Below are 18,217 nucleotides of genomic sequence, written 5' to 3' on the forward strand. Positions count from 1 at the left end.
TTCCAGAAATCTGCAAAGACGAGTGCGGGCCAAGATGGTCCCGCGCGCCAATGAGGACGCGATCCAGATCGCGATTGTCACCTATCTGCGGATGGTGCTGCCGCGCGTCGCCAAGGTGTTCCATGTCCCCAATGGCGGCAAGCGGAACAAATCTGAGGCCGCCAAGCTGAAAGCGATGGGCGTGCTGCCGGGCGTGCCGGACATCCTGATCATGGTGCCGCCTGGGCGGCTCTATCTGGCCGAAGTGAAGTCGGGCAAGGGCACGCTCGAGCCAGAGCAGCAGGAGTTCGCTCGCGAGGCCCTGCAGATGGGCTTTGGCTGGTGCTGCGTCCGCTCCATCGACGACATGCGCAAGGCGCTGGCGGTGTGGCAGGTCGAGACCTGCGACGCCTCCTTGGGGAGCCTCGTCTAGCCATGGCCGCTCTGCCGTACATGCCGCTCTACGTCGCCGATTATCTCGCCGACGCGGCCCACCTCACCGCGGCAGGGCATGGCGCCTACCTGCTCCTCATGATGACGTACTGGCAGCGTGGCGAGCCGCTGCCGGCCGACGACCGCAAGCTGGCGCGGATCGCCAGAATGACGGACGCCGAGTGGGCCGAGGTGCGGCCCGACGTCGCCGAGTTCTTCCGCGAGGAGGACGGTCGCTGGTTCCAGCCTCGAATCGAGCGCGAGCTGGAAAAGGTCAGGGACAAGTCCGAGATCGCTCGCAGCGCCGGGCAGGCTTCGGCCGCACGTCGGGCCAGCAAAGGCGGCAACGCCCGTTCAACGGACGATCAACGGACGTCCAACGAGGATCAGGGCGCCGCGCAAGCATTCGGTGGCCAAGCGAGCGCAAGCGTGCAGGGGACCGACCCCAGCCAGAGCGCCAGCATCCCGCCCACCCCACGATCTGAGGCAAATGGCAACGCCCGTACAACGAGCGCTGAACGGACGCTCAACGGGCGTTCAACGGACGCTCAACGGACGTTCAACCATACAGATACAGATACAGAGAAAGAAAGAGAGAGGGAGAACGCGGGCGCGCAAGCGCTGGCGGGTGACGCGGGCAGGCAGAAGCCCGTCGCGATCACGGCCAAGCCGGCCGCCCAGCCCGACCCCTTCGAGGCGTTCTGGGCGCTCTACCCGAAGCGCCCCGGCAACCCTCGCAAGCCAGCTGCCGAGAAATTTGCGGCCGCGCTGAAACGCGGCGTGGATCCCATGGCGATCGTGGAGGGCGTGCGCCGCTATGCGCTGAGCCGAGAGGGCGAAGATCCGACCTACACGGCGATGGCGTCGACCTGGCTGCACCAGGAGCGCTGGACCGTCGACTTCACGCCCGCCCGCCCCACCACCCGCCAGCCTGCTCAGGGAAAGCCCAATGAACTCGCCAACGCCTTCGACCGCCTTGACGCCCGGATCGCCGCAGCGCGTGCGGGAGCACGTGGCGAGGATCGAGGCGACCACACCGAGCTCGAACTGCGAGCTGCTGCCGGTTGACGCCTGCCGGGCGGTTCTGGAGGCCGCCGATCGCGCCATGGCGCTGCCGCAGCCCGAGGAGGCCGCCCAGCTCGCGCGCACCATGATCGGCGTCTATCCGAAGGCCGACGTCACCGACCCCGACGTCTACGCTACGGCGGTGGCGGGCACGCTGGCGGAGTTCCCGGCCCATGTCGCCCGCAAGGTGGCGAGCCCCGTGCACGGCTTGCCCAGCCGCCAGAAATTCCTGCCGCGCATCGCCGAGATCAGGGAAGCCTGTGAGGCCGAGGTCGCGCGCCAGAAGACGATCGCCTCCCGCGCCCGCTGGATGATCAAGGAGCGCGAGCGCCGCGAAAAGGAAGCCGCCGAGCGCGCCTCTTGGGAGGGACGCCGAATCGACCCCGCCCGGGTCGACGCCATCCTCGCCGGCATCTTCAAACCGGACACCAAAACCGCCACTCTACCCATCGAAGGAGCCTGACCCATGGCGGGAAGCGGCAACAAAGTGAGGCGGGCGCTCGGCAAGTACCGGCGCACCATCACAGACGGCCACAAAGCTATGCCGCTGAGCGGCCGGGCGCTGTGGCACTTCGTCTGCCAGGTCAGCGTGGTGGAAACCGGCCTCGTCGAGTGCGCCAAGGGCCGGGGCCCTGCAGGCGCTCGCCGCCGAGCTGGACAAGACCCAGACCGGTTCGGCGTGGGCCAGGGCGCGCGAGATCGTCAAGGCCCGCATCGCCAACGCCGCAAAGCTCCTCCCCAAGCCTACGCGCCATTGAGGCCCTGATGATGCCCTTTCCCCTTGCCCCAGAAGTAGAAGACCGGCTGCGCATTGCGCTGCGGCTGGCCGCCGAGACCGCTTTTCAGGCCGGGGACGAGGACGTCCAGCCTGCCGACCTGGTGCGCGCTCTGTTCGAGGACGCCATGAAGGTCCTGCGCCAGCTCCCCGACAAGGAGAGCGGCTGGCTTTACGTCATCCGCTCGCCGTCGCCGGCCGTCTCTTACACCCAGGCCGAGGTGTGGGTCGCATGGGCCGAGACCATGGAGCAGATCCGAAAGGGCGAGTATTCCAGCGACGTCCTGGTCCGGACCCGCTCGCCCAACGCCAAGGAGATCGCCCGCATGGAGGCGGTGTTCGAGCTGCGGCACCTGCTGCGCGGGCGCAACCTCGCGCGGGACTGGAAAATCCTGTGCCGGCTGGCCGACGGGACAGACTACAGAAAACTGGCCCGCTCCATGGAGTGCTCGCGCCAAACAATCTACCACGTCCGCGAGATGCAATCTGAGGCGATTGCTCACCGTTTGCTGCACCTGATGCCGCTGGAGGTGAGCATGCCACGCGCGAGCGGAAAAAAATATCCAGAAAACTGCAAAAGACCGTTGGAAAAATCCGCCGTTTCAGAGTAGGTTTTCCGCCACGATCGACGCACTGCGCCGCACCCGAATCATCCCCCTCCAGCCCGGCCTCGCGCCGGGCTTTTCCGTTTCCGTGCTACCCCATCGCGGGGGTGTCCGGCCGCGTCTCCAGACCCGAAAACTGTAGAAGACGCGCCGCGACGGGCGCCGCTGAGCCTTGACCGCTCGGGGCGCCCACCTTTCGCTGTCCTCTAACGCCGAACCCGCCATGACCGAGGAAGACGACTTCGAGCCATGGCCGTGGCGCAGGACGCCCAGCTGATCAAGGGCCACAAGGCCCGTGTGAGGGCCGCCGCCGCAGCGGTGGCCGCCCCCAAGTTCTAGCCCTTCGCAAGGGCGAGCCGGCAGGATCCCTCCCGCGCTCTTAGGCCAACGCCACCGTGCGTCTCTCACCCGAGCGCCAGCAAGGGTCTGTCCGGTTCCCCGCCGCAGCGTTGCGTAGGCGGCGGGGACGCGGACCTGGAGTGTTCCCATGAAAGTCGACAACAATCTGGTTGCGCTCGCCTGCGTCATCGGGGCGGCATGCGTTGCGAGCAGCGGCCATGACGGCTGGGGCTGGCTCCTGTTTATCGCCGTCGTGGCGCTCTGATGGACATCGTCTTCCGGCGTCCCAGCCCGTCCGAAGGCTAACGGTAGCCGGATGTCCGCTGGCCCCGCTCGATCTCATCTTCCGTGCCACCGTGCTCCCCTGGCCGATCTGGGCGGGCTATTGCTTCTCGTGCCTGGAGCCGCCCTATGTCGCGCACGGACGAGGCCCTGCAGTCTGACGCCGTCACGATTATGGCGCTGATGGCCGCCCTCCAGGTCGCCTTCGAGCAGACCATTCCAACAGCCCAGGCCGCGCCGCTGCTGCGCAAGATGGTGGCGGCGATGAAGGCGACCGAGACCACCGACTACAGTTACGGCGTCGAAGCGACGGGCATCACCGAAGCCATCCAGTGCCTGGTCCAGTGCGCGGATCGCGCCATAAACGCGAGGGCGAGCGCGTGATCCCCTTCCGCAAGCTGACGCCCGCCAAGCTGGGGCAAGCGCCGCAACCGAAAAAGGCGCCCCGACCGGCGAAGGTCGGAGCGCATGTATCCTCCAAGCCCAAGGCGCGGACCGGGAAGAAGCCTCACCGTTTCCAGACGGTCTCGTCCGCTTCGTCGGTAACGAGGTAGGCCTCGGCCTTTTACGCGTCGTCCCCTTCGCCCCACTCGATCCCGCCCGCTGGCGCTTGGCGCACGCGGTCCAGCGCTTTGTCGCGCGCCTGCTCGGCGTCCTCACCCTCGACCAAGGTCTTGGCGACCATCTCAACGTACTGCTGCAGGTAGACGGTGAACTGGGGCATCAGGCCCTCCCTGCGGCGGGCGCGCGTTCGAGTGCGGTGACCGTAATGGTGGGCTCTGGGATGACGCCCACGGGCTCGGGAATGACGCTGTGCAGGTTGCGGCCGGCGCTGACCAGGAAACGCACTACGCGCGCCAACTGCGCGATCTCGACGGAGGGTTCGGCGTCCTTCCCCTCGTCGTCCGAGCCCACGAACAGGCCCTTGCCGGCGATCAGCGCGCCCGTGCCCACCACGGTGAAGAAGCGGTCGCCCGGCTCCTCGATCTCGTCGGCGAAGTAGATGGCGTCGCCACGCGGCATGCGCAGCGTGTCGACGTGGTCGCAGCCCAGATGGGCGTAGATGCTGGCGAGATCGCCCGCGTGCTCGACCTCGGTGACGGTGAAGTTCTCGGCGGAAATCAGGTAGGCTCTCATGGTCAACGCCTTTCGCTTGCTGCTGCTGGATAGTGCGATGCGGTGGGCGAGCTTCCTCGCTGGGGAAGGGCGCACGCCGACGCGAGTGAGGACGAGGGTCTGGGGCGCTTAGCGCCCCCCGATCTGGAGGGGCGCGGCCGATCCGCGTGAGCCGCCCACGGGGCGGTTGAAGGCGGCGCTGTCGCCCGCCCGCTGCCCGGCCGCATAGGCGCCCTTGTCACCGATGCTGTCGCGGCGGGTGCCGCCCTTTTTGAAGCTCATGCCGCGGTTCTTGACGAGGTCGTTCCGGGCGTCGTCCATGCGGCGGCGCGTCTCGGCGGTGGCCAGCTCGATCAGGCGGGCCTCGATCCGGTGGCAGACGCCGACGGCAAAGGACTTCATGCGATCCTTGCGCTGCCACTCAGTCTCGGGGCGCACCGCCTCGACGGCCCGGCTGGACGACCCGAACAGGTCGGACTGGCCGAAGGGGCGGGGCTTGGAGGCCTTGCCGGACGACTTGATCCCGCCCGTGTCGGCGGCGTAGGCCATCGCCTGACGGCTCACGAAGCCGTCCAGCGCGTCAATCAGCCAGTTGGCGAACATGCCGTCCGTCTCGCGGCCATGGAGCGTGATGACGCCCTCCTGGCGGAACGGGAAAGTGCCGGTGAACACCGCCACCCCGTAGGCGAGCTGCTCGGACCAGTTGAAGCCGCGCGAGGCCGACTTATCGGCGAAGCGGTTGAGCACGAACGCCTCGGCGTCCATTTCCTCGCGGGAGAGGCCGTACTTGGCGAGCAGCTCCTGCGCCTTTTCGGCGGCGGCTAGCGCCTCGTGCTCGGAAGCGCCGTTCTCGACGGACTTGGCGAGCAGCGCGCGGATGCGGTGCTTAAGCTTTTCCTGGACGGTGAAGTCGGTCATGGCTGGCTCCTTACTCGGCGGCCACAGGGGCGGCGATGGTCGGCACCGGGGGCTTGTCCCAGCCATGCTGGCCGTGATTGTCGGCGGGGAAGATGCGGGCGATGGCGTCGGCCAGCAGATGCGCTTGAATGTGGCTGGCGAAGTAGAGGCTAAACTCGACGGTGGCGGGCTTCACGCCGGGCTCAGGGAAGACGTCGCGCTCAATCGCGATCAGCGAGAGCACAGTGGAGCCGGTGTCGAGCTTGTGGACCTTCCGGACATGCAGGCGGTCGACGAAGATCGTGAGGTCGATGGTGGACATGGGGAAAATCCCTGTGGGCGTTTCGATATGTGCAGAATAATGGACGTTGGCATTGGAACAACAGAATTATGCAAGAAGGGGCAAAAATGTTGCGGACGTTGGTGGGCGGCAAAATCCAGCGGGTGAAGGTCACGGGAAAGTCCGTGAACTACAACGGGTCGGTGAGCATCTGCCGCGACCTGATGCGCCGCGCAGGGATCCTGCCGTTTGAGCGGGTCGACATCGTCAACCTCGCCAACGCGCACCGCTGGACGACCTACGCGATCGAGGCCGAGTCTGGAGTTTTCACGCTCAACGGCGGTGGCGCGCGCCTTGGCGAGCTGGGCGACAAGTGCGTGATTATGACCTACGTGCAGGCCGAGGCGTTCACCGGCGCGCCGGTGGTTTACTGCGATGAAAACAACGGCGTTGACCGCGCTTTCGACTACGAGCCGAGCGTGCCGGGTGGCGATCCGGTGCACTACGAGGTCCGTTAGCCTTGCAGAAATCTGCGCCTACAAGGGCTGCGCGCTGACTTTTGCGCAGCCCTCCTTGGGCGTTTCCTCCCTATCCCACTCACCCGGCCTCGGCCGGGTTTTCTTTTGCCTCAATATGAGGGGCGACCATGAGCGAGTTCATCTGCCCCCAGCAGGGCAGCAGGCCCAGTGCGCGCGGGCGCGAGGCCAAGTCATACCTGCGCGCGGACGGCACGTGCTCCTACTGCGGCTCGATCACCGAGCAGGCGTTCTTCGCCGCGGTTGAGGCGGGCCTGGAGGTCACGCCCACCGACAAGAGCTACAAGGTCTACGTCGACGTGCCGGAGGAGCGCGCCGGCCAGCCCCGCGTGGTGTCGGTCACGGGCGGCGACGACCAGCCCGGCCCCGACTGGATCCCAGCGGACCCGGCTCACCTGGAAGCCAGCGGCTGGATGGGCGGCGGCTACAATTGGATGCAGCTCGCGCCCCGTGGGGCGACGCGCCAAGCGAAGTTCTACCTGGAGCACCTCTCCTATGAGGGCCAGATCCGCTTCGTTGCGCTGGTGAACGCCAAGGGCATGCAGCTCGCTTATCCGGGCTTCTTCTACGTCGCGCCGTTCTTCTGCGAGCCAGTGCGCAAGGGATCGGTCGCATGACGCTTGGAGCAGCTCACCACGACGTGCTCAACGCCGCGCTGATCCTCGCCAGCATGGCCATGGGCGCTGTCGCGGTGGCGGTCTACGAGCAGGTGAGGGGACGCTCGCGTCATGCGTGGCATGCGCTGAGCCTCGGCGGGCTGGCGCTGCTGGCCTCGGCTGCGGCCACTGGACTGGCGCTGTTGCGATGAGCGGGACGGCTGCCCTAATTCCCGAACAGCCGAACGCTAAAAAGGGAGCCTACCTGCTCGCCCGCCTGGAGCCGACGCTGCGCGGCAAGGAACCCCGCTTCGTGCGGGTTGTGAGCAACGGGACCGCGCCTGAGACGATCGCCTTCCGGGGCGTGCGCTCACCAAGCGCGCCACAGCGGGCGGCTGGCTTGTCTACGAGGAACGGGCGCGGCAGTGCTGATCCCCCGGCAGCGCCGCTCCTTGCGGCGTCACTCGGTGGTCTCCCCGAGGTTGGCGCCATCGGGCGCAATCTGGATGCGCGCGACGTTCTCCTCGCCGCAATCGTCGCAGACCATATCGGCGTCGAATACGTTGGCGAGGCTCCAGTCCTGCGCCTGCTCGTCCCAGGCGGCATAGGCGTCCTGCTTCACGTTGCGCGACTTGCAGGCGCGGCACTCGAACGAGATGCGGTGCGTCATGGCTCAGTCCTGCAGCAAGATTGCGACAATGGAGGCGAGCGCCACCCAAGCGTCGGGCTGATCCCCGCGCTGGAGGACGACGGCGTCGCCGACGATCTTGACGAACGCGCCTGCAAAGGACGCGCCGCCAAGGCAATCGAGCTCGAGCCAGTACCCCTCGCCGGGGTCCAGCTGCGCTTCGATGTCGGCCTTGATGGCGAGGAACGTTGCGGCGTCCATGATTAGTGCTCCCGTGGGTTGAAGGGTTGCCCCGCCGCTCACGCGGCGAGGATCTCGCCCTGCGCGGCGGCGGCGCGGAGCGCGTGTTCCATCTGCAGCAGGTGGTTGCGGATGAGCGCGAGCTTGTCGGCCATGCCCTTGACCTTGTTCGGGTCGACCTTCTTGGCGATCGTGCACTCGTTGTCCTTGAAGCCGAGGGCCGCGAGGGCGGCGATCTGCTCGACCTTCGCTTCCATGCGGTTGACGACGGCGACTTCCTTTTCGGTGGCGGCCGGCATGGCGGCGAAGATGTCGTCCTGAGCCAGCGCCTCACGGAGCGCGATCACGGCGTGGCGCACCTGCTCGGCGGTCTTGAGCTGGCCGGTTGAGACCTGCCGGATCACCTTGACCTGCAGGGCGGCAGGCAGCGTGGCGATCTCGCAGGCATAGGCCGGGGGCAGGTTGCCGCCTTCCACGAGCGTCTGGAACTCGGGGTTGAGCCTGAGCAGGTTCACCCGGTCCAGCACGCGATTGCGGCTCTTGAGGCCCAGCTCCTTCATCAGCGCCGCGACGGTGTAGCCCCGGTCCAGCATCGACTGGAACGCGCGGGCTTCTTCCATGGCGGTGACGTCGGCGCGCTGCAGGTTCTCGATGATCGCCTTCACGGCCATCTCGTCCTCGGTCATCTCGACGGCCAGGCAGCGGATGGTCTCGGCGCCCATGTGCTTGTGGGCGCGGAAGCGGCGCTCGCCGGCGACAATCATGTACCGGCCCTGCTCGCCAACCTTGCGGGGCAGGGGGCGCACGGTGATCGGCTGCATCAGGCCGTTGGCCTTAATCGACGCCGCGAGGTCGGCGATCTTGGTCTCATCGAACAGCTTGCGGGGCTGGTTCGGGTTGGCTTCGATCTGATCGAGGCGGATTTCACGGACCTTCTGGGACATTGTCGGCTCCTACTGGAAGTTATTTGCGTCGATGGACACAGTATTGCGGACAACCACCAGCGGGACAATCCAGTATGGCGAAGAAAACGCAGAACAATGTACCGAAGAAACACTGGCCCGGGTGCAGCGTAGAGCTTCGTTCCATCGAAACGTTGCTGCCATACGCGCGCAACTCGCGGACGCACAGCGACAGCCAGGTGGCGCAGATCGCGGCGAGCATCAAGGAGTTCGGGTTCACCAACCCGGTGCTGGCGGCCGAAGACGGCACGATCATTGCCGGGCATGGCCGCATCCTGGCCGCCCGCAAGATGGGGCTCGAGCAGGTGCCGGTGATGGTCGCGACCGGGTGGACGCCGGCGCAGATCAAGGCCTACGTCATCGCCGACAACAAGCTGGCCGAGAACGCGGGCTGGGATAACGAGCTGCTGGCGATCGAGATCGAGGATCTGCGCGCCGACGGCTTCGACCTCGACCTGCTGGGCTTCTCCGACAAGGAGATGGACAAGCTGTTTGGCACCCAACAGGACGAGGCCGGCGACGCCGAGTCCGACAACCCGCCAGCGGTCTGGGGGATTGTCATCAACGTCGACAGCGAGGAGGAGCAGGTGGCTCTCCTCGAACGGCTCAGCGGCGAGGGCCTGCGCGTGAGGGCGATCCTGTGAGAAAAGCGCATATCGTCCGGTCTTCGCCGGTCCTGACCTCGCCGCGCGTCATGCAGATGACGGCGCTCTTTGACGTGCCGCCCGCCGAGAATTCGACGGTGGAATGGGACGTCGCCCTGCCGGTGGACGAAAAGCCCTGGAGCATCGGCCTCATCGTCGGGGCTTCCGGCTCAGGCAAGACCACGGTGGCGCGCGAGCTGTTCGGCGATCGCATCGTGGACCGGCACGAGTGGCCGGGCGACCGCTCCATCCTCGACGCCTTCCCCAAGTCGATGGGGATCAAGGATATCACCGGGGCGCTCACCGCCGTCGGCTTCGGCTCGGCGCCCAACTGGATGCGGCCCTTCCACGTGCTCTCCAACGGCGAGCAGTTCCGCGTCACGGTCGCTCGCGCGCTGGCCGAGGCCGGCAAGGAGCTGGTGGTGATTGACGAGTTCACCTCGGTGATCGACCGCGCGGTGGCGAAGGTCGCCTCGCACTCGGTGCAGAAGGCGGTGCGCCGCAACGGCGGCCAGCTGGTCGCGGTGGCGTGCCACTACGACATCATCGAATGGCTCCAGCCCGACTGGGTTTTCGAGCCGCATACGAACTCGTTTGAATGGAGGTGTCTTCGACGACGCCCCCAGCTCGATATTGAAGTCCGCTCTGCGAGCAAAGAAATCTGGCCGCTCTTTAGCAAATATCACTATCTGAGCGCCAACCTCCACACCGCCGCCAAGTGCGTCGCGGCGTTCTACCAGGACCGGCCGATCGCCTTTTCGTCGGTGCGCTACTTCCCGCACCCGCACGCCAAGGACATCATGATGGGCCACCGCCTCGTGGTGCTGCCCGACTTCCAGGGGCTGGGGCTCGGCGGCATCCTGGACGACTGGCTCGGCCAGTGGCTCTGGGAGCGCGGCTGGCGCTACCATAACGTGGTGGCGCACCCGGCCATGATCGCGAGCTATTCGCGCTCCCCTCGGTGGCGGATGCAGACCAGCGGCATCCGAACCACGGGCGGCAAGCGCGGCATCGCCTCGATGAAGAAGCACCAGGCGCAATTCAGCGCCCAGCGCAACTCGGTCACCTTCGCCTACACGGCCCCGGCCGGCTCAGAGAGCAAGCCGCGGCTCAAGAAGGCGCTGGAACTGTGACAGGTCGACCCGCTCCCACGGGATGTCGACGTGGATCAGGAACAGCTTATCCGTCGGCTTCGAGCCCTCGTAGAAGTCGAGCATCTCGGGGTGGGCGCTGAACGGCGGCGCCTCCGTTTTCGTCACGGTGGCGGGCAGCTGCCCATACCGGCCGTCATAGGTCATCGAGATGCCGATCTCGCGCCCGACGCGCCAGATGCTCTCGCACCAGCGAGGCCCATAGCGGCGGTACTCGATCGTCTTCTCGCCTCGCAAAAACTCGAGGAAGTACGGCTTCCTCACAACCAACAACAGCGGCACTCGGTGTCCTTCCAATTGGGTGGCAAATGCGGATTCTCGAACTCGGCTCCTACATCGTCCCCGCCTATGCGGGCATGGTCCTGGCCGAGCAGGGCCACGCGGTGGAGAAGTGGACGAACGGGCGCGACCCCATCCTCGGCCTCGATCGCGGCGAGGAGCTGTGGGCCTGGATCAATCACGGCAAGCGCCTCGTGCGCCGCGACCTCGCCGACGTGGCAGGGGCGCTCGCCAGCGGCGAGTACGACGCCGTTATCGACAATGTCCGCCCCTCGACCTGGAAGCGCCTGGGCGTCGAGCCTGCCGTGCTGGCGCTGCTCCACGACGTGCGCTGGATCAGCATGGAAGGCGAGACGGGTGGCGACACCGGCGAAGTGAGCTTCGACGTCTTCTGCCAAGCCCGCGTCACCATGGAATTTGCCGGCTGGATCCCGTTCTACATCGGCGACACGGGCGGCGGGCTCTGGGTGGCGTTCAAGCTGCTCGCCGCGCCTGGCCCGGGCCACTACATGCTCGGCCACGCCTCCTGCCTGCAAAAGCTGGTGGAAGGCGAGCTCGTGGTCGACACCGACCGCACCCGCACGGGCACGCCGTGGGATCGCGAGCCCTACGGGGCCGACGAGAACGGCGCGCTCGTCTCGTTCAAGGGCGCGGAATACCGCGAACCCATCCGAGATCGTGCGTGGAAAATCAAGCATCTTCGCCATCGCAATGGGCGTATCGTCATCTAATGATGACGCCGAACTTCACTATAGCACATCCGCAACGGGGCTATAGATCGCCAATCGAATAAAGTTGGACAAGTCCATGTCAGGCCACCCTGAGCGTTTTACATTCGAGCAGGTCGCGGACGCCTTGCGTCGCGCTGCTGGCATCCAGGCGGGCGCTGCGAAGTTGCTTGGCTGCAACCGTTCGGTGGTGGCGGGTTACATGGTCCGCTATCCGGAGCTGCGCGAGCAGGCCGAGGAGCTGGTGGAGGAGACCCTCGATGTTGCCGAGCTGGGCCTCGTCAAGAAGCTGCGGGACGGCAACCTCACCGCGCTGATCTTCTACCTCAAGACCAAGGGCAAGCACCGGGGCTACGTCGAGCGGCGCGAGACCACGGGCGCGGTCGACGCGCCTCCGGTCCAGGTGTCCCAGGTTCCGTTTGATCCCCAGCTGTTCGCGCGCATGACGCCGGAAGCGCAAGCCGTGATGGAGGCAGAGTTTGAACGCCTCCTTGCCGCCGAAGAAGACGCCTGAGCTACGATCGGCTCTCGACATCATGCGGCGCATCCGCGCCGAGCAGCATCTGCCCGAATTTATTAAGCAGGGCTGGCGGCATGTGGAGCCGAACGCCTACGGCTCCAACTGGCACACCGACGCCATCTCGGACCACCTGACCGGCATCGTAGACCGGCAGATCAAGCGCCTTATCATCAACATCCCGCCGCGCCACATGAAGACGCTCCAGACGGGCGTCTTCATGCCCGCGTGGGTGTGGGCGCAAGATCCCGATCCGACGGGCAGCGGCCACGGCAAGCCGATCAGGCCGGGCACCTGGCGCGGGCCGGGCGTCAAGTTCATCTTTTCGAGCTACGAGCACGGGCTGGCAATCGAGAGCAACGTCAAGGCCCGCCGCCTCATGGACAGCGACTGGTATCGCGACAACTGGGGCGAGCGCGTCAACTTCGCCAAGGATCAGAACACCAAGATCTACTACGAGAACACCCGCAACGGGGCGCGCTTCGCCACCTCATCGTCGGGCGTGCTGACCGGCAAGGGCGCGGACATCTTCGTCATTGACGACCCGCACAACGTCCAGCAGGCCGAAAGCGAGACCGTCCGCGAGGGCGTGCTCAAGTGGTGGCAGGAAAGCGTGCCCACCCGCCTCAACGATCCCGAGGCGGGCGCCTTCATCATCGTGATGCAGCGGGTGCACGAGGGCGACCTCACCGGCCACATCCTGGCCAAAGAGACCGGCTGGACGCATCTGTGCCTGCCCGCCTACTACGAGCCGAAGCACCCGACGCCGATCGCCAACCCGGTGCGCAAGCTCTACGGGCCGCAAGCCGGGCAGCTGTGGGAGGATCCCCGCACGCAGGAGGGCGAGCCGCTCTGGAAGGCGCGCTTCACCAAGCAGACGCTGGACGAGTGGTCCTCGCGCATGGGCTCGTATGCGACGGCGGGCCAGCTGCAGCAGCGCCCGGCGCCCCGCGAAGGCGGCTTCTTCAAGCGGCATTGGTTCTCGATCGTCAACGCGCTGCCTGCGGGCTGCGAATTCGTCAGGCGCTGGGATCTGGCCGCCACCGAGGCCGGGCAGGGCTCCGACCCTGACTGGACGGTGGGCGTGCTCATGGCGCGCGACACCTTCGGCTTTGTCTACGTCGCGGACGTCACCCGGCTGCGCGGCACGCCGCACGACGTGGAGCGCCTGATCAAGAACACCGCAGAGCAGGACGGCACCAAGGTCCGCATCCGGCTGCCGCAGGATCCTGGCTCGGCGGGCAAGGCCTATGCGCAGTCGCTGGTGCGGATGCTGTCGGGCTTCGATGTCAAGGCGGAACCCGAGACCGGCGACAAGGCGACCCGCGCCAACCCGTTCGCGGCGCAGGCCGAGGCCGGCAACGTCACGCTGGTGAAGGCGGGCTGGAATGAGGCCTACCTCGACGAACTGACAACCTTCCCGATGGGGCGGCACGACGACCAGGTGGACGCTTCCTCGGGGGCGTTCAACGCGCTCGCCGGTCCCTCCAAGCAATTCCTTTTCGGCTGACAGGCGACCGTTAATGGCCCTCATGGACTATCTCAAGCGCAAAGGTCCGGGCCGCAGGCGCTCGGAGCCGCAACGCGACACCTTCACCTTCCCCAACACGGTGCAACTGGGCCAGACCGGCGCACGCCAGCGCGTGATCTACAAGCCGACGCCGCGGAACCTGCGCTTCTTCGGCCAGACCGTTTATGCGCGCCGCGCCATCAACGCGATCAAGAACCCGATTAAGCTACTCGACTGGGAGGTCCGGCCCCGCAAGGGGATCGACATCAACCCCGAGCTGCAGCGCCAGATCGACATCGCCACGGCCTGCCTGACCAACCCGAACAACGATGACAGCTTCCACACCTTCGTGGAGCAGCTCGTCGAGGACGTCCTGCACGGCGCGGCGGCCTATGAGCAGCAGCTCGGCGGCGATCCGCTGCGGCCGCTCTGGCTGTGGCCGGTGGACGGGCTCTCGATCCAGATCTTCCCGGGCTGGAACGGCGACATCAACGAGGCGCGCTACCAGCAGACGATCGGCTACGGCACGGCCTATGGCGGCGGGCATCAGATCCTGCTGCGCAATAACGAACTGGTCTATCTGCGCCCGAACGCCTCCACGGCCACGCCCTTCGGCGTCGGCGCGCTGGAGATCGCCTTCAACACCATCTCGCGGACGCTGGGCGTGGGCGAGTTCGCCGGCAACGTGGCGAGCAACGCCCGCCCGAGCGTCGGCCTTGATCTGGGCGACGGCGTCAGCGCCGAGGGCCTGCAGGCCTTCCGCAACTACTGGCGCAACGAGATCGAGGGTCAGGGCCAGATGCCCATCATGGGCTTGGCCGGCGAGAAGGGCAGGGGCGCCAACGTGCTGCGCTTTTATCCGGAGGGCGATAACGCGCTGTTCCTAAAGTATCAGGAGTTCCTGAAGAGCGAGATCGCCACCGCCTTCGACCTCTCGCCGCAGAACCTTGGCGTGGAGCGCGACGTCAACCGCTCCACCGGCGAGGTTGGCGAGGACCGCGACTGGGACGGGGCGATCAAGCCCATGGCCCACATGGTCAGCTCCCACATCTCGCGCGAGACAATCCAAGGGCTGCTCGGCTTTTCTCAGCTCGAGTTCGGCTTCCTGGGCATCGACCGCGAGGACGAGAAGCAGGAGGCTGACGTCTACGCGGTCTACTACGCCTCCAACGCCATCACGCCGAACGAGCAGCGCGAGCGCATGGGCCTGCCGCCGCTCGCGAGCCCCTACGGCGACATGATCTTGATCGAGGCGAACCAGCAGATCGCCCAGCAAGCCGCAGACGCCGCCGCCGAAACCGCCGCCAAGGAGCTTGCGCGGCCTTAATTCCTTCCGAAAGGACCAACCATGCCCCTTCCCGTTCAGCGCTTCGATGTCATTGGATCCGCCGACCAGCTCGGCATGCAGGACCGCGTCGCCTTCGCCATCAAAAAGGCCGTCGCCAACGCGATCGGCGGCGGCGCCGGCGCTTCGGTCGCCACCGTCGTGACCTTCTCCGAGCCCCTCCCGACCAACTACGCCGTGCTGGTGACGCCCAACCAGGACGCGACGTTCTGGATCTCGGCCCGCTCCACGGCGGGGTTCACCGTCAACCTCGCGCCGCGCCTCGCCGCCAACACGCTGGCGGCTGGCTCCTTCGACGTCGCAGTCTTCGGCTGAGGTGGACATCATGGCCGAAGACAACACCCCTGCCGCCGCAGCGGCGAGCGCTGGCTCTCCCACGAACGCCGACGTGCTTGCTGCGGCGAGCAACGAGCCGGCCGCTGGCGACGGCGCAGAGCCCATCCTGGCGGTCGCCGACGTCGAGCCGGGCATCCACATGCTCGCGGAGGCCGAGCGCCTCGCCGCCGAGCTGGCGGATGCTGGCGACAGCGCCAATGCCAATGCGGTCGCCACCGTGCTGGCCGCGCTCACCGACGTGCGCCGCCAGATCCTCGCCCAGCGCGACCTGGCGACGGGTGACGCCCGCGAGTTCCTGGCCTTCGTGGCGAGGATCTTCTGATGGCCAAGGCTCCCAAGGCGAAAGCCGCTGCGGCCGTCGGTTTGATTGAAGGCCTCCACGGGCTGATCGGCGAGCACTCCGACGAGGCTCGCTATCACGCCGCGGCGGTGCTGCATCAACTGCGGCAGCGCGCCGAGGAGCTGCGGGCGATCCTGCCGCACATCCCGCGCGACATTCTGTCCGACGACATCGCGGCTCAGGTCGACGCCCTGACCGAAACGCTCTGAGGCTTCCCATGGCGCTTACCAAGGAACAGCGGGACAAGCTCCCCGCTGAGGACTTCGCCGTGCCGGGCCGGCGCCTGCTGCCCATTCACGATGCGAAGCACGTCTCCCTCGCCTGGGGGAGCGTCATCACCGCGTCGGGCCTGAGCGATGAGGAGCGCGCCGCTGCGCGCGCCGCCATCCTGGCCCGCGCCGACCAGTTCGGCCTCGACACCGCAGCCTGGCGCAAGCTCAAGGATCTGCGGATCGAGGCCATGTCTCTCGCGCTCCCTGAAAGCGACGACCACCCCAACCGCATGCCTTTCTCGGGCGTGCTGGTGAAGCTGAACGAGGTCTCCGACGCCGCGCCCGGTGGGTCTGGCGGTCGCAAGATCCTCGTCACCAAGGAGGCCGCTGACGCCGCCTTGGGGTCGCTGCTCGGCATGGGCGTGAACTACACCTGGGGCTATGACGGTCACGACCCGCGCCAGAAGATCGGCCTCATCACCGACGCGACGATCGAAGGCGACGAGATCCGGATCGCAGGCTTCATCTACGCCGCCGATTTTCCAGAGGTCGCAGACGACATCCGTGGACTGAAAGACGCGCTGGGCTTCTCGTTTGAAGCCGCCAGCATCTTCGTCGCGGACCCGACGGCTGACCCCCTGACCATCACGGCACTGACCTTCACGGGCGCAGCCATTCTCCGCAAGGACAAGGCCGCCTACACCTCCACATCTCTGGCCGCCGCTGCGGCCGACGAGGACGACACCATGACTCCCGAAATGAAGGCTGCTCTCGACGCCATCACGGCTTCCGTCGCTGGCCTCGCCACGCAGGTCGCCGACATCGCCGCCAAGCAGGCCGCCGCCCCGGCCGTGGACCCCAAGATCCAGGCTGCCGCCGAGGCCGCCGCCAAGCTCGACGAGCAGGCCGCTGCGCTCACGGCCGCTGGCCTGACCGAAGCCGCCGCCGCCATCACGGCCCAGGCCGTCGCGCTGCGCACCGGCAAGCCCGTCGCGGCTCCGGTCGCCGCCGCCGCCGCACCGGTGGTGGTTGCTCCCGCGCCGGTCGACCTCAAGCCGATCACAGACGCGCTGGCCGCTCTCTCCACCAAGGTCGCCGACATCTCGGCCGCTGCGGCGAAGACCGCGACCCCGCCTGAGCGCAAAACGCTCGCCCCGGGCATCTCGGCGATCCTGGCCCGCGCCGCGATCACGCTCCCTGAGGGCGACGCCAAGATGGACCGCGCCACGGTCGACGCCGCTCTGGTCAAGGCCGGCATGGCGCCCGAGCAGCGCCTCACCACCAAGATCGCGCTGGAGCACGCCGGCCTCCTGCCGCGCTGATCCCGGCTTCGCTGGTCGCCGATGGCGGCCGGCTCGCTCCCCCACTCCGTTCTTGAAAGGACGACCTAATGACCGGTCAGGTTCAGGCCCAGTTCCAGGGCCTTCAGGCCGCCGCCGACTTCCTCGGCACAGGCGCTATTGAAGTCAACAAATACGAGAGCGAGATCCTCGACATCGTCCGGCGCACCTCCACGGCGTTGAACCGGCTGCCCAAGATCCCCGCGACAGGCCATCCGCATCGCTATTTTGAGCAGACCGCGATCGCAACGGCAGCATTCACCGATCCTCGCGCCATTGCGCCAACTGCGCAGAATCCAACCCGCGTCGAGCGCTCGGCCATGATCAAGGCCATTACGGCTCAATCCAACCTCTCTCTGTTCGATGTCGACGTGACGCGCATGCAAGGTCAATTCGCGTATATCGAGAGCCGCGACATCAATGACATCGTCAATGCGGTGGCGGTGCTCCAGGCTAGCAACATCTGGAATGGCACCGACACTTCGCTGACTACGCCGACCTCGATTCAATATGTCGGTTTGCTCAACCAGATCACGCTTCAATCTACTGTGGCTCCCGGCGCGTCCATCATCGACGGCATCAAGGCTCAGGTAGCGGCCATGATGGCCAACCAGACCTACGTGGTGCGCCCGACCGCCATCTATCTCAACCCGATCCTGGCCGACTACATCGACCGCGAAGCCAAGGCCGGGAATGTGACGATCGGCTCGCTGGAGGTTCAGGCAGGCGTCACAGTCCCGGCAATCCAGACGCAGGCTGGCCTGCTGCCCCTGATCACCGAGCCCTTCATGCCCACGCTGGCGGCCAATACCGCGGGTTTCGGCTTCTCGGCCCCTGGCGCCGGGATCAAGACCTATTTCGCGGTGATCGTCACCGAGAACATGGTCGAGATCCCTTACGTCCACGGCGGCGACGGCAACCCGAACCCGCGCCTGTTCCAGCTCGGCCTTTTAGCCAATCTGCTGGGCCAGTACGTCGCCATCAACTTCTCGGCCATTGTGGCCAAGGGCCCGTCCTACGCGCACGCCACCGTCGCCGTTCAGCGCCCCTGATCGCTGAGCTGAACTTCCAATTCTCCAAACG

27 protein-coding genes are annotated in these 18,217 nt (G+C 66.6%); 19 read left to right on the forward strand and 8 right to left on the reverse strand.

What is annotated here, in order from left to right; translation table 11 throughout:
- Window positions 1-34: 34 nt before the first annotated feature.
- From IEV99_RS06945 to IEV99_RS06965, 5 genes are all read left to right on the forward strand, one after another.
- Window positions 35-412 carry a VRR-NUC domain-containing protein gene (locus IEV99_RS06945; RefSeq protein ID WP_188516940.1) on the forward strand — a complete coding sequence of 126 codons (378 nt, stop codon included), beginning with the start codon at window positions 35-37 and terminating at the stop codon, window positions 410-412.
- Window positions 413-414: 2 nt separating this feature from the next.
- Window positions 415-1,479 carry a DUF1376 domain-containing protein gene (locus IEV99_RS06950; protein ID WP_188516941.1) on the forward strand — a complete coding sequence of 355 codons (1,065 nt, stop codon included), beginning with the start codon at window positions 415-417 and terminating at the stop codon, window positions 1,477-1,479.
- Window positions 1,424-1,939 carry a hypothetical protein gene (locus IEV99_RS06955; RefSeq protein ID WP_188516942.1) on the forward strand — a complete coding sequence of 172 codons (516 nt, stop codon included), beginning with the start codon at window positions 1,424-1,426 and terminating at the stop codon, window positions 1,937-1,939. Before IEV99_RS06950 ends, IEV99_RS06955 begins: the two co-directional genes overlap by 56 nt.
- Window positions 1,940-2,241: 302 nt before the next feature.
- Window positions 2,242-2,862, forward strand: coding sequence for a hypothetical protein (locus IEV99_RS06960; protein ID WP_188516943.1), 621 nt, complete (start codon window positions 2,242-2,244; stop codon window positions 2,860-2,862).
- 744 nt (window positions 2,863-3,606) lie between these two features.
- On the forward strand, window positions 3,607-3,861 hold the full coding sequence (locus IEV99_RS06965) for a hypothetical protein (RefSeq protein ID WP_188516944.1): 255 nt from the start codon (window positions 3,607-3,609) through the stop codon (window positions 3,859-3,861).
- A gap of 181 nt (window positions 3,862-4,042) precedes the next feature.
- Here IEV99_RS06965 and IEV99_RS06970 read toward each other — a convergent pair whose 3' ends face one another.
- The 4 genes from IEV99_RS06970 to IEV99_RS06985 form a co-directional block, all read right to left on the reverse strand.
- Window positions 4,043-4,201, reverse strand: a complete 159-nt coding sequence (locus IEV99_RS06970; protein WP_188516945.1) for a hypothetical protein — start codon at window positions 4,199-4,201, stop codon at window positions 4,043-4,045.
- A complete protein-coding gene (locus IEV99_RS06975) occupies window positions 4,201-4,614 on the reverse strand; it encodes a hypothetical protein (protein ID WP_188516946.1) in 414 nt (137 codons plus the stop codon). The genes IEV99_RS06970 and IEV99_RS06975 overlap by 1 nt, the downstream gene beginning before the upstream one ends.
- 108 nt (window positions 4,615-4,722) lie before the next feature.
- Complete coding sequence (locus tag IEV99_RS06980) at window positions 4,723-5,511, reverse strand: DUF2786 domain-containing protein (RefSeq protein WP_188516947.1); 789 nt, start codon at window positions 5,509-5,511, stop codon at window positions 4,723-4,725.
- 10 nt (window positions 5,512-5,521) lie between these two features.
- Window positions 5,522-5,812, reverse strand: coding sequence for a hypothetical protein (locus tag IEV99_RS06985; protein WP_188516948.1), 291 nt, complete (start codon window positions 5,810-5,812; stop codon window positions 5,522-5,524).
- 86 nt (window positions 5,813-5,898) lie between these two features.
- Between IEV99_RS06985 and IEV99_RS06990 the strand changes: the two genes are divergently transcribed.
- From IEV99_RS06990 to IEV99_RS07000, 3 genes are all read left to right on the forward strand, one after another.
- Window positions 5,899-6,288, forward strand: coding sequence for an aspartate 1-decarboxylase (locus IEV99_RS06990; protein WP_188516949.1), 390 nt, complete (start codon window positions 5,899-5,901; stop codon window positions 6,286-6,288).
- 128 nt (window positions 6,289-6,416) lie between these two features.
- Entirely contained in the window at window positions 6,417-6,923 is a 507-nt protein-coding gene (locus IEV99_RS06995) for a hypothetical protein (protein ID WP_188516950.1), read from the forward strand.
- Window positions 6,920-7,114: a hypothetical protein gene (locus IEV99_RS07000; RefSeq protein ID WP_188516951.1), complete on the forward strand. Its 195-nt coding sequence runs from the start codon at window positions 6,920-6,922 to the stop codon at window positions 7,112-7,114. The genes IEV99_RS06995 and IEV99_RS07000 overlap by 4 nt, the downstream gene beginning before the upstream one ends.
- Before the next feature lie 248 nt (window positions 7,115-7,362).
- Here the strand turns inward: IEV99_RS07000 and IEV99_RS07005 are convergent, their stop codons facing one another.
- Genes IEV99_RS07005 through IEV99_RS07015 form a run of 3 tightly spaced genes read right to left on the reverse strand, consistent with a single transcriptional unit; the run spans window position 7,363 to window position 8,714 of the window.
- The gene (locus IEV99_RS07005) at window positions 7,363-7,572 is read right to left on the reverse strand and encodes a hypothetical protein (protein WP_188516952.1); all 210 of its coding nucleotides are present in this window, start codon (window positions 7,570-7,572) and stop codon (window positions 7,363-7,365) included.
- A gap of 3 nt (window positions 7,573-7,575) precedes the next feature.
- A complete protein-coding gene (locus IEV99_RS07010; protein ID WP_188516953.1) occupies window positions 7,576-7,791 on the reverse strand; it encodes a hypothetical protein in 216 nt (71 codons plus the stop codon).
- Between the two features lie 38 nt (window positions 7,792-7,829).
- The gene (locus IEV99_RS07015) at window positions 7,830-8,714 is read right to left on the reverse strand and encodes a ParB/RepB/Spo0J family partition protein (protein ID WP_188516954.1); all 885 of its coding nucleotides are present in this window, start codon (window positions 8,712-8,714) and stop codon (window positions 7,830-7,832) included.
- 74 nt (window positions 8,715-8,788) lie between these two features.
- On the opposite strand from IEV99_RS07015, the gene IEV99_RS07020 reads away from it, so the two are divergent.
- Together IEV99_RS07020 and IEV99_RS07025 are read left to right on the forward strand one after the other, a co-directional pair.
- Entirely contained in the window at window positions 8,789-9,376 is a 588-nt protein-coding gene (locus IEV99_RS07020; protein ID WP_188516955.1) for a ParB N-terminal domain-containing protein, read from the forward strand.
- Window positions 9,373-10,509: a GNAT family N-acetyltransferase gene (locus IEV99_RS07025; RefSeq protein WP_210318627.1), complete on the forward strand. Its 1,137-nt coding sequence runs from the start codon at window positions 9,373-9,375 to the stop codon at window positions 10,507-10,509. The genes IEV99_RS07020 and IEV99_RS07025 overlap by 4 nt, the downstream gene beginning before the upstream one ends.
- Here the strand turns inward: IEV99_RS07025 and IEV99_RS07030 are convergent.
- Window positions 10,468-10,809 (reverse strand): hypothetical protein, encoded by a 342-nt coding sequence (locus tag IEV99_RS07030; RefSeq protein ID WP_188516957.1) that lies wholly within the window; start codon window positions 10,807-10,809, stop codon window positions 10,468-10,470. The two genes, IEV99_RS07025 and IEV99_RS07030, sit on opposite strands and share 42 nt — an antisense overlap.
- Window positions 10,810-10,835: 26 nt before the next feature.
- On the opposite strand from IEV99_RS07030, the gene IEV99_RS07035 reads away from it, so the two are divergent.
- From IEV99_RS07035 to IEV99_RS07075, 9 genes are all read left to right on the forward strand, one after another.
- Window positions 10,836-11,537: a CoA transferase gene (locus IEV99_RS07035; protein WP_188516958.1), complete on the forward strand. Its 702-nt coding sequence runs from the start codon at window positions 10,836-10,838 to the stop codon at window positions 11,535-11,537.
- 64 nt (window positions 11,538-11,601) lie between these two features.
- Window positions 11,602-12,048 (forward strand): hypothetical protein, encoded by a 447-nt coding sequence (locus tag IEV99_RS07040; RefSeq protein ID WP_188516959.1) that lies wholly within the window; start codon window positions 11,602-11,604, stop codon window positions 12,046-12,048.
- Window positions 12,014-13,561 carry a phage terminase large subunit gene (gene terL, locus IEV99_RS07045; RefSeq protein ID WP_188516960.1) on the forward strand — a complete coding sequence of 516 codons (1,548 nt, stop codon included), beginning with the start codon at window positions 12,014-12,016 and terminating at the stop codon, window positions 13,559-13,561. The genes IEV99_RS07040 and terL overlap by 35 nt, the downstream gene beginning before the upstream one ends.
- 13 nt (window positions 13,562-13,574) lie before the next feature.
- Window positions 13,575-14,888, forward strand: coding sequence for a phage portal protein (locus tag IEV99_RS07050; protein WP_188516961.1), 1,314 nt, complete (start codon window positions 13,575-13,577; stop codon window positions 14,886-14,888).
- 21 nt (window positions 14,889-14,909) lie between these two features.
- Window positions 14,910-15,221: a hypothetical protein gene (locus tag IEV99_RS07055; RefSeq protein ID WP_188516962.1), complete on the forward strand. Its 312-nt coding sequence runs from the start codon at window positions 14,910-14,912 to the stop codon at window positions 15,219-15,221.
- Window positions 15,222-15,231: 10 nt separating this feature from the next.
- Window positions 15,232-15,564 carry a hypothetical protein gene (locus IEV99_RS07060; RefSeq protein WP_188516963.1) on the forward strand — a complete coding sequence of 111 codons (333 nt, stop codon included), beginning with the start codon at window positions 15,232-15,234 and terminating at the stop codon, window positions 15,562-15,564.
- On the forward strand, window positions 15,564-15,791 hold the full coding sequence (locus IEV99_RS07065) for a hypothetical protein (protein WP_188516964.1): 228 nt from the start codon (window positions 15,564-15,566) through the stop codon (window positions 15,789-15,791). Before IEV99_RS07060 ends, IEV99_RS07065 begins: the two co-directional genes overlap by 1 nt.
- Before the next feature lie 8 nt (window positions 15,792-15,799).
- Complete coding sequence (locus IEV99_RS07070) at window positions 15,800-17,116, forward strand: hypothetical protein (RefSeq protein WP_188516965.1); 1,317 nt, start codon at window positions 15,800-15,802, stop codon at window positions 17,114-17,116.
- 68 nt (window positions 17,117-17,184) lie between these two features.
- On the forward strand, window positions 17,185-18,186 hold the full coding sequence (locus tag IEV99_RS07075; protein WP_188516966.1) for a hypothetical protein: 1,002 nt from the start codon (window positions 17,185-17,187) through the stop codon (window positions 18,184-18,186).
- Window positions 18,187-18,217 lie beyond the last annotated feature (31 nt).

This window comes from Alsobacter metallidurans, assembly GCF_014636935.1.
GTDB classification, from domain to species: domain Bacteria; phylum Pseudomonadota; class Alphaproteobacteria; order Rhizobiales; family Beijerinckiaceae; genus Alsobacter; species Alsobacter metallidurans.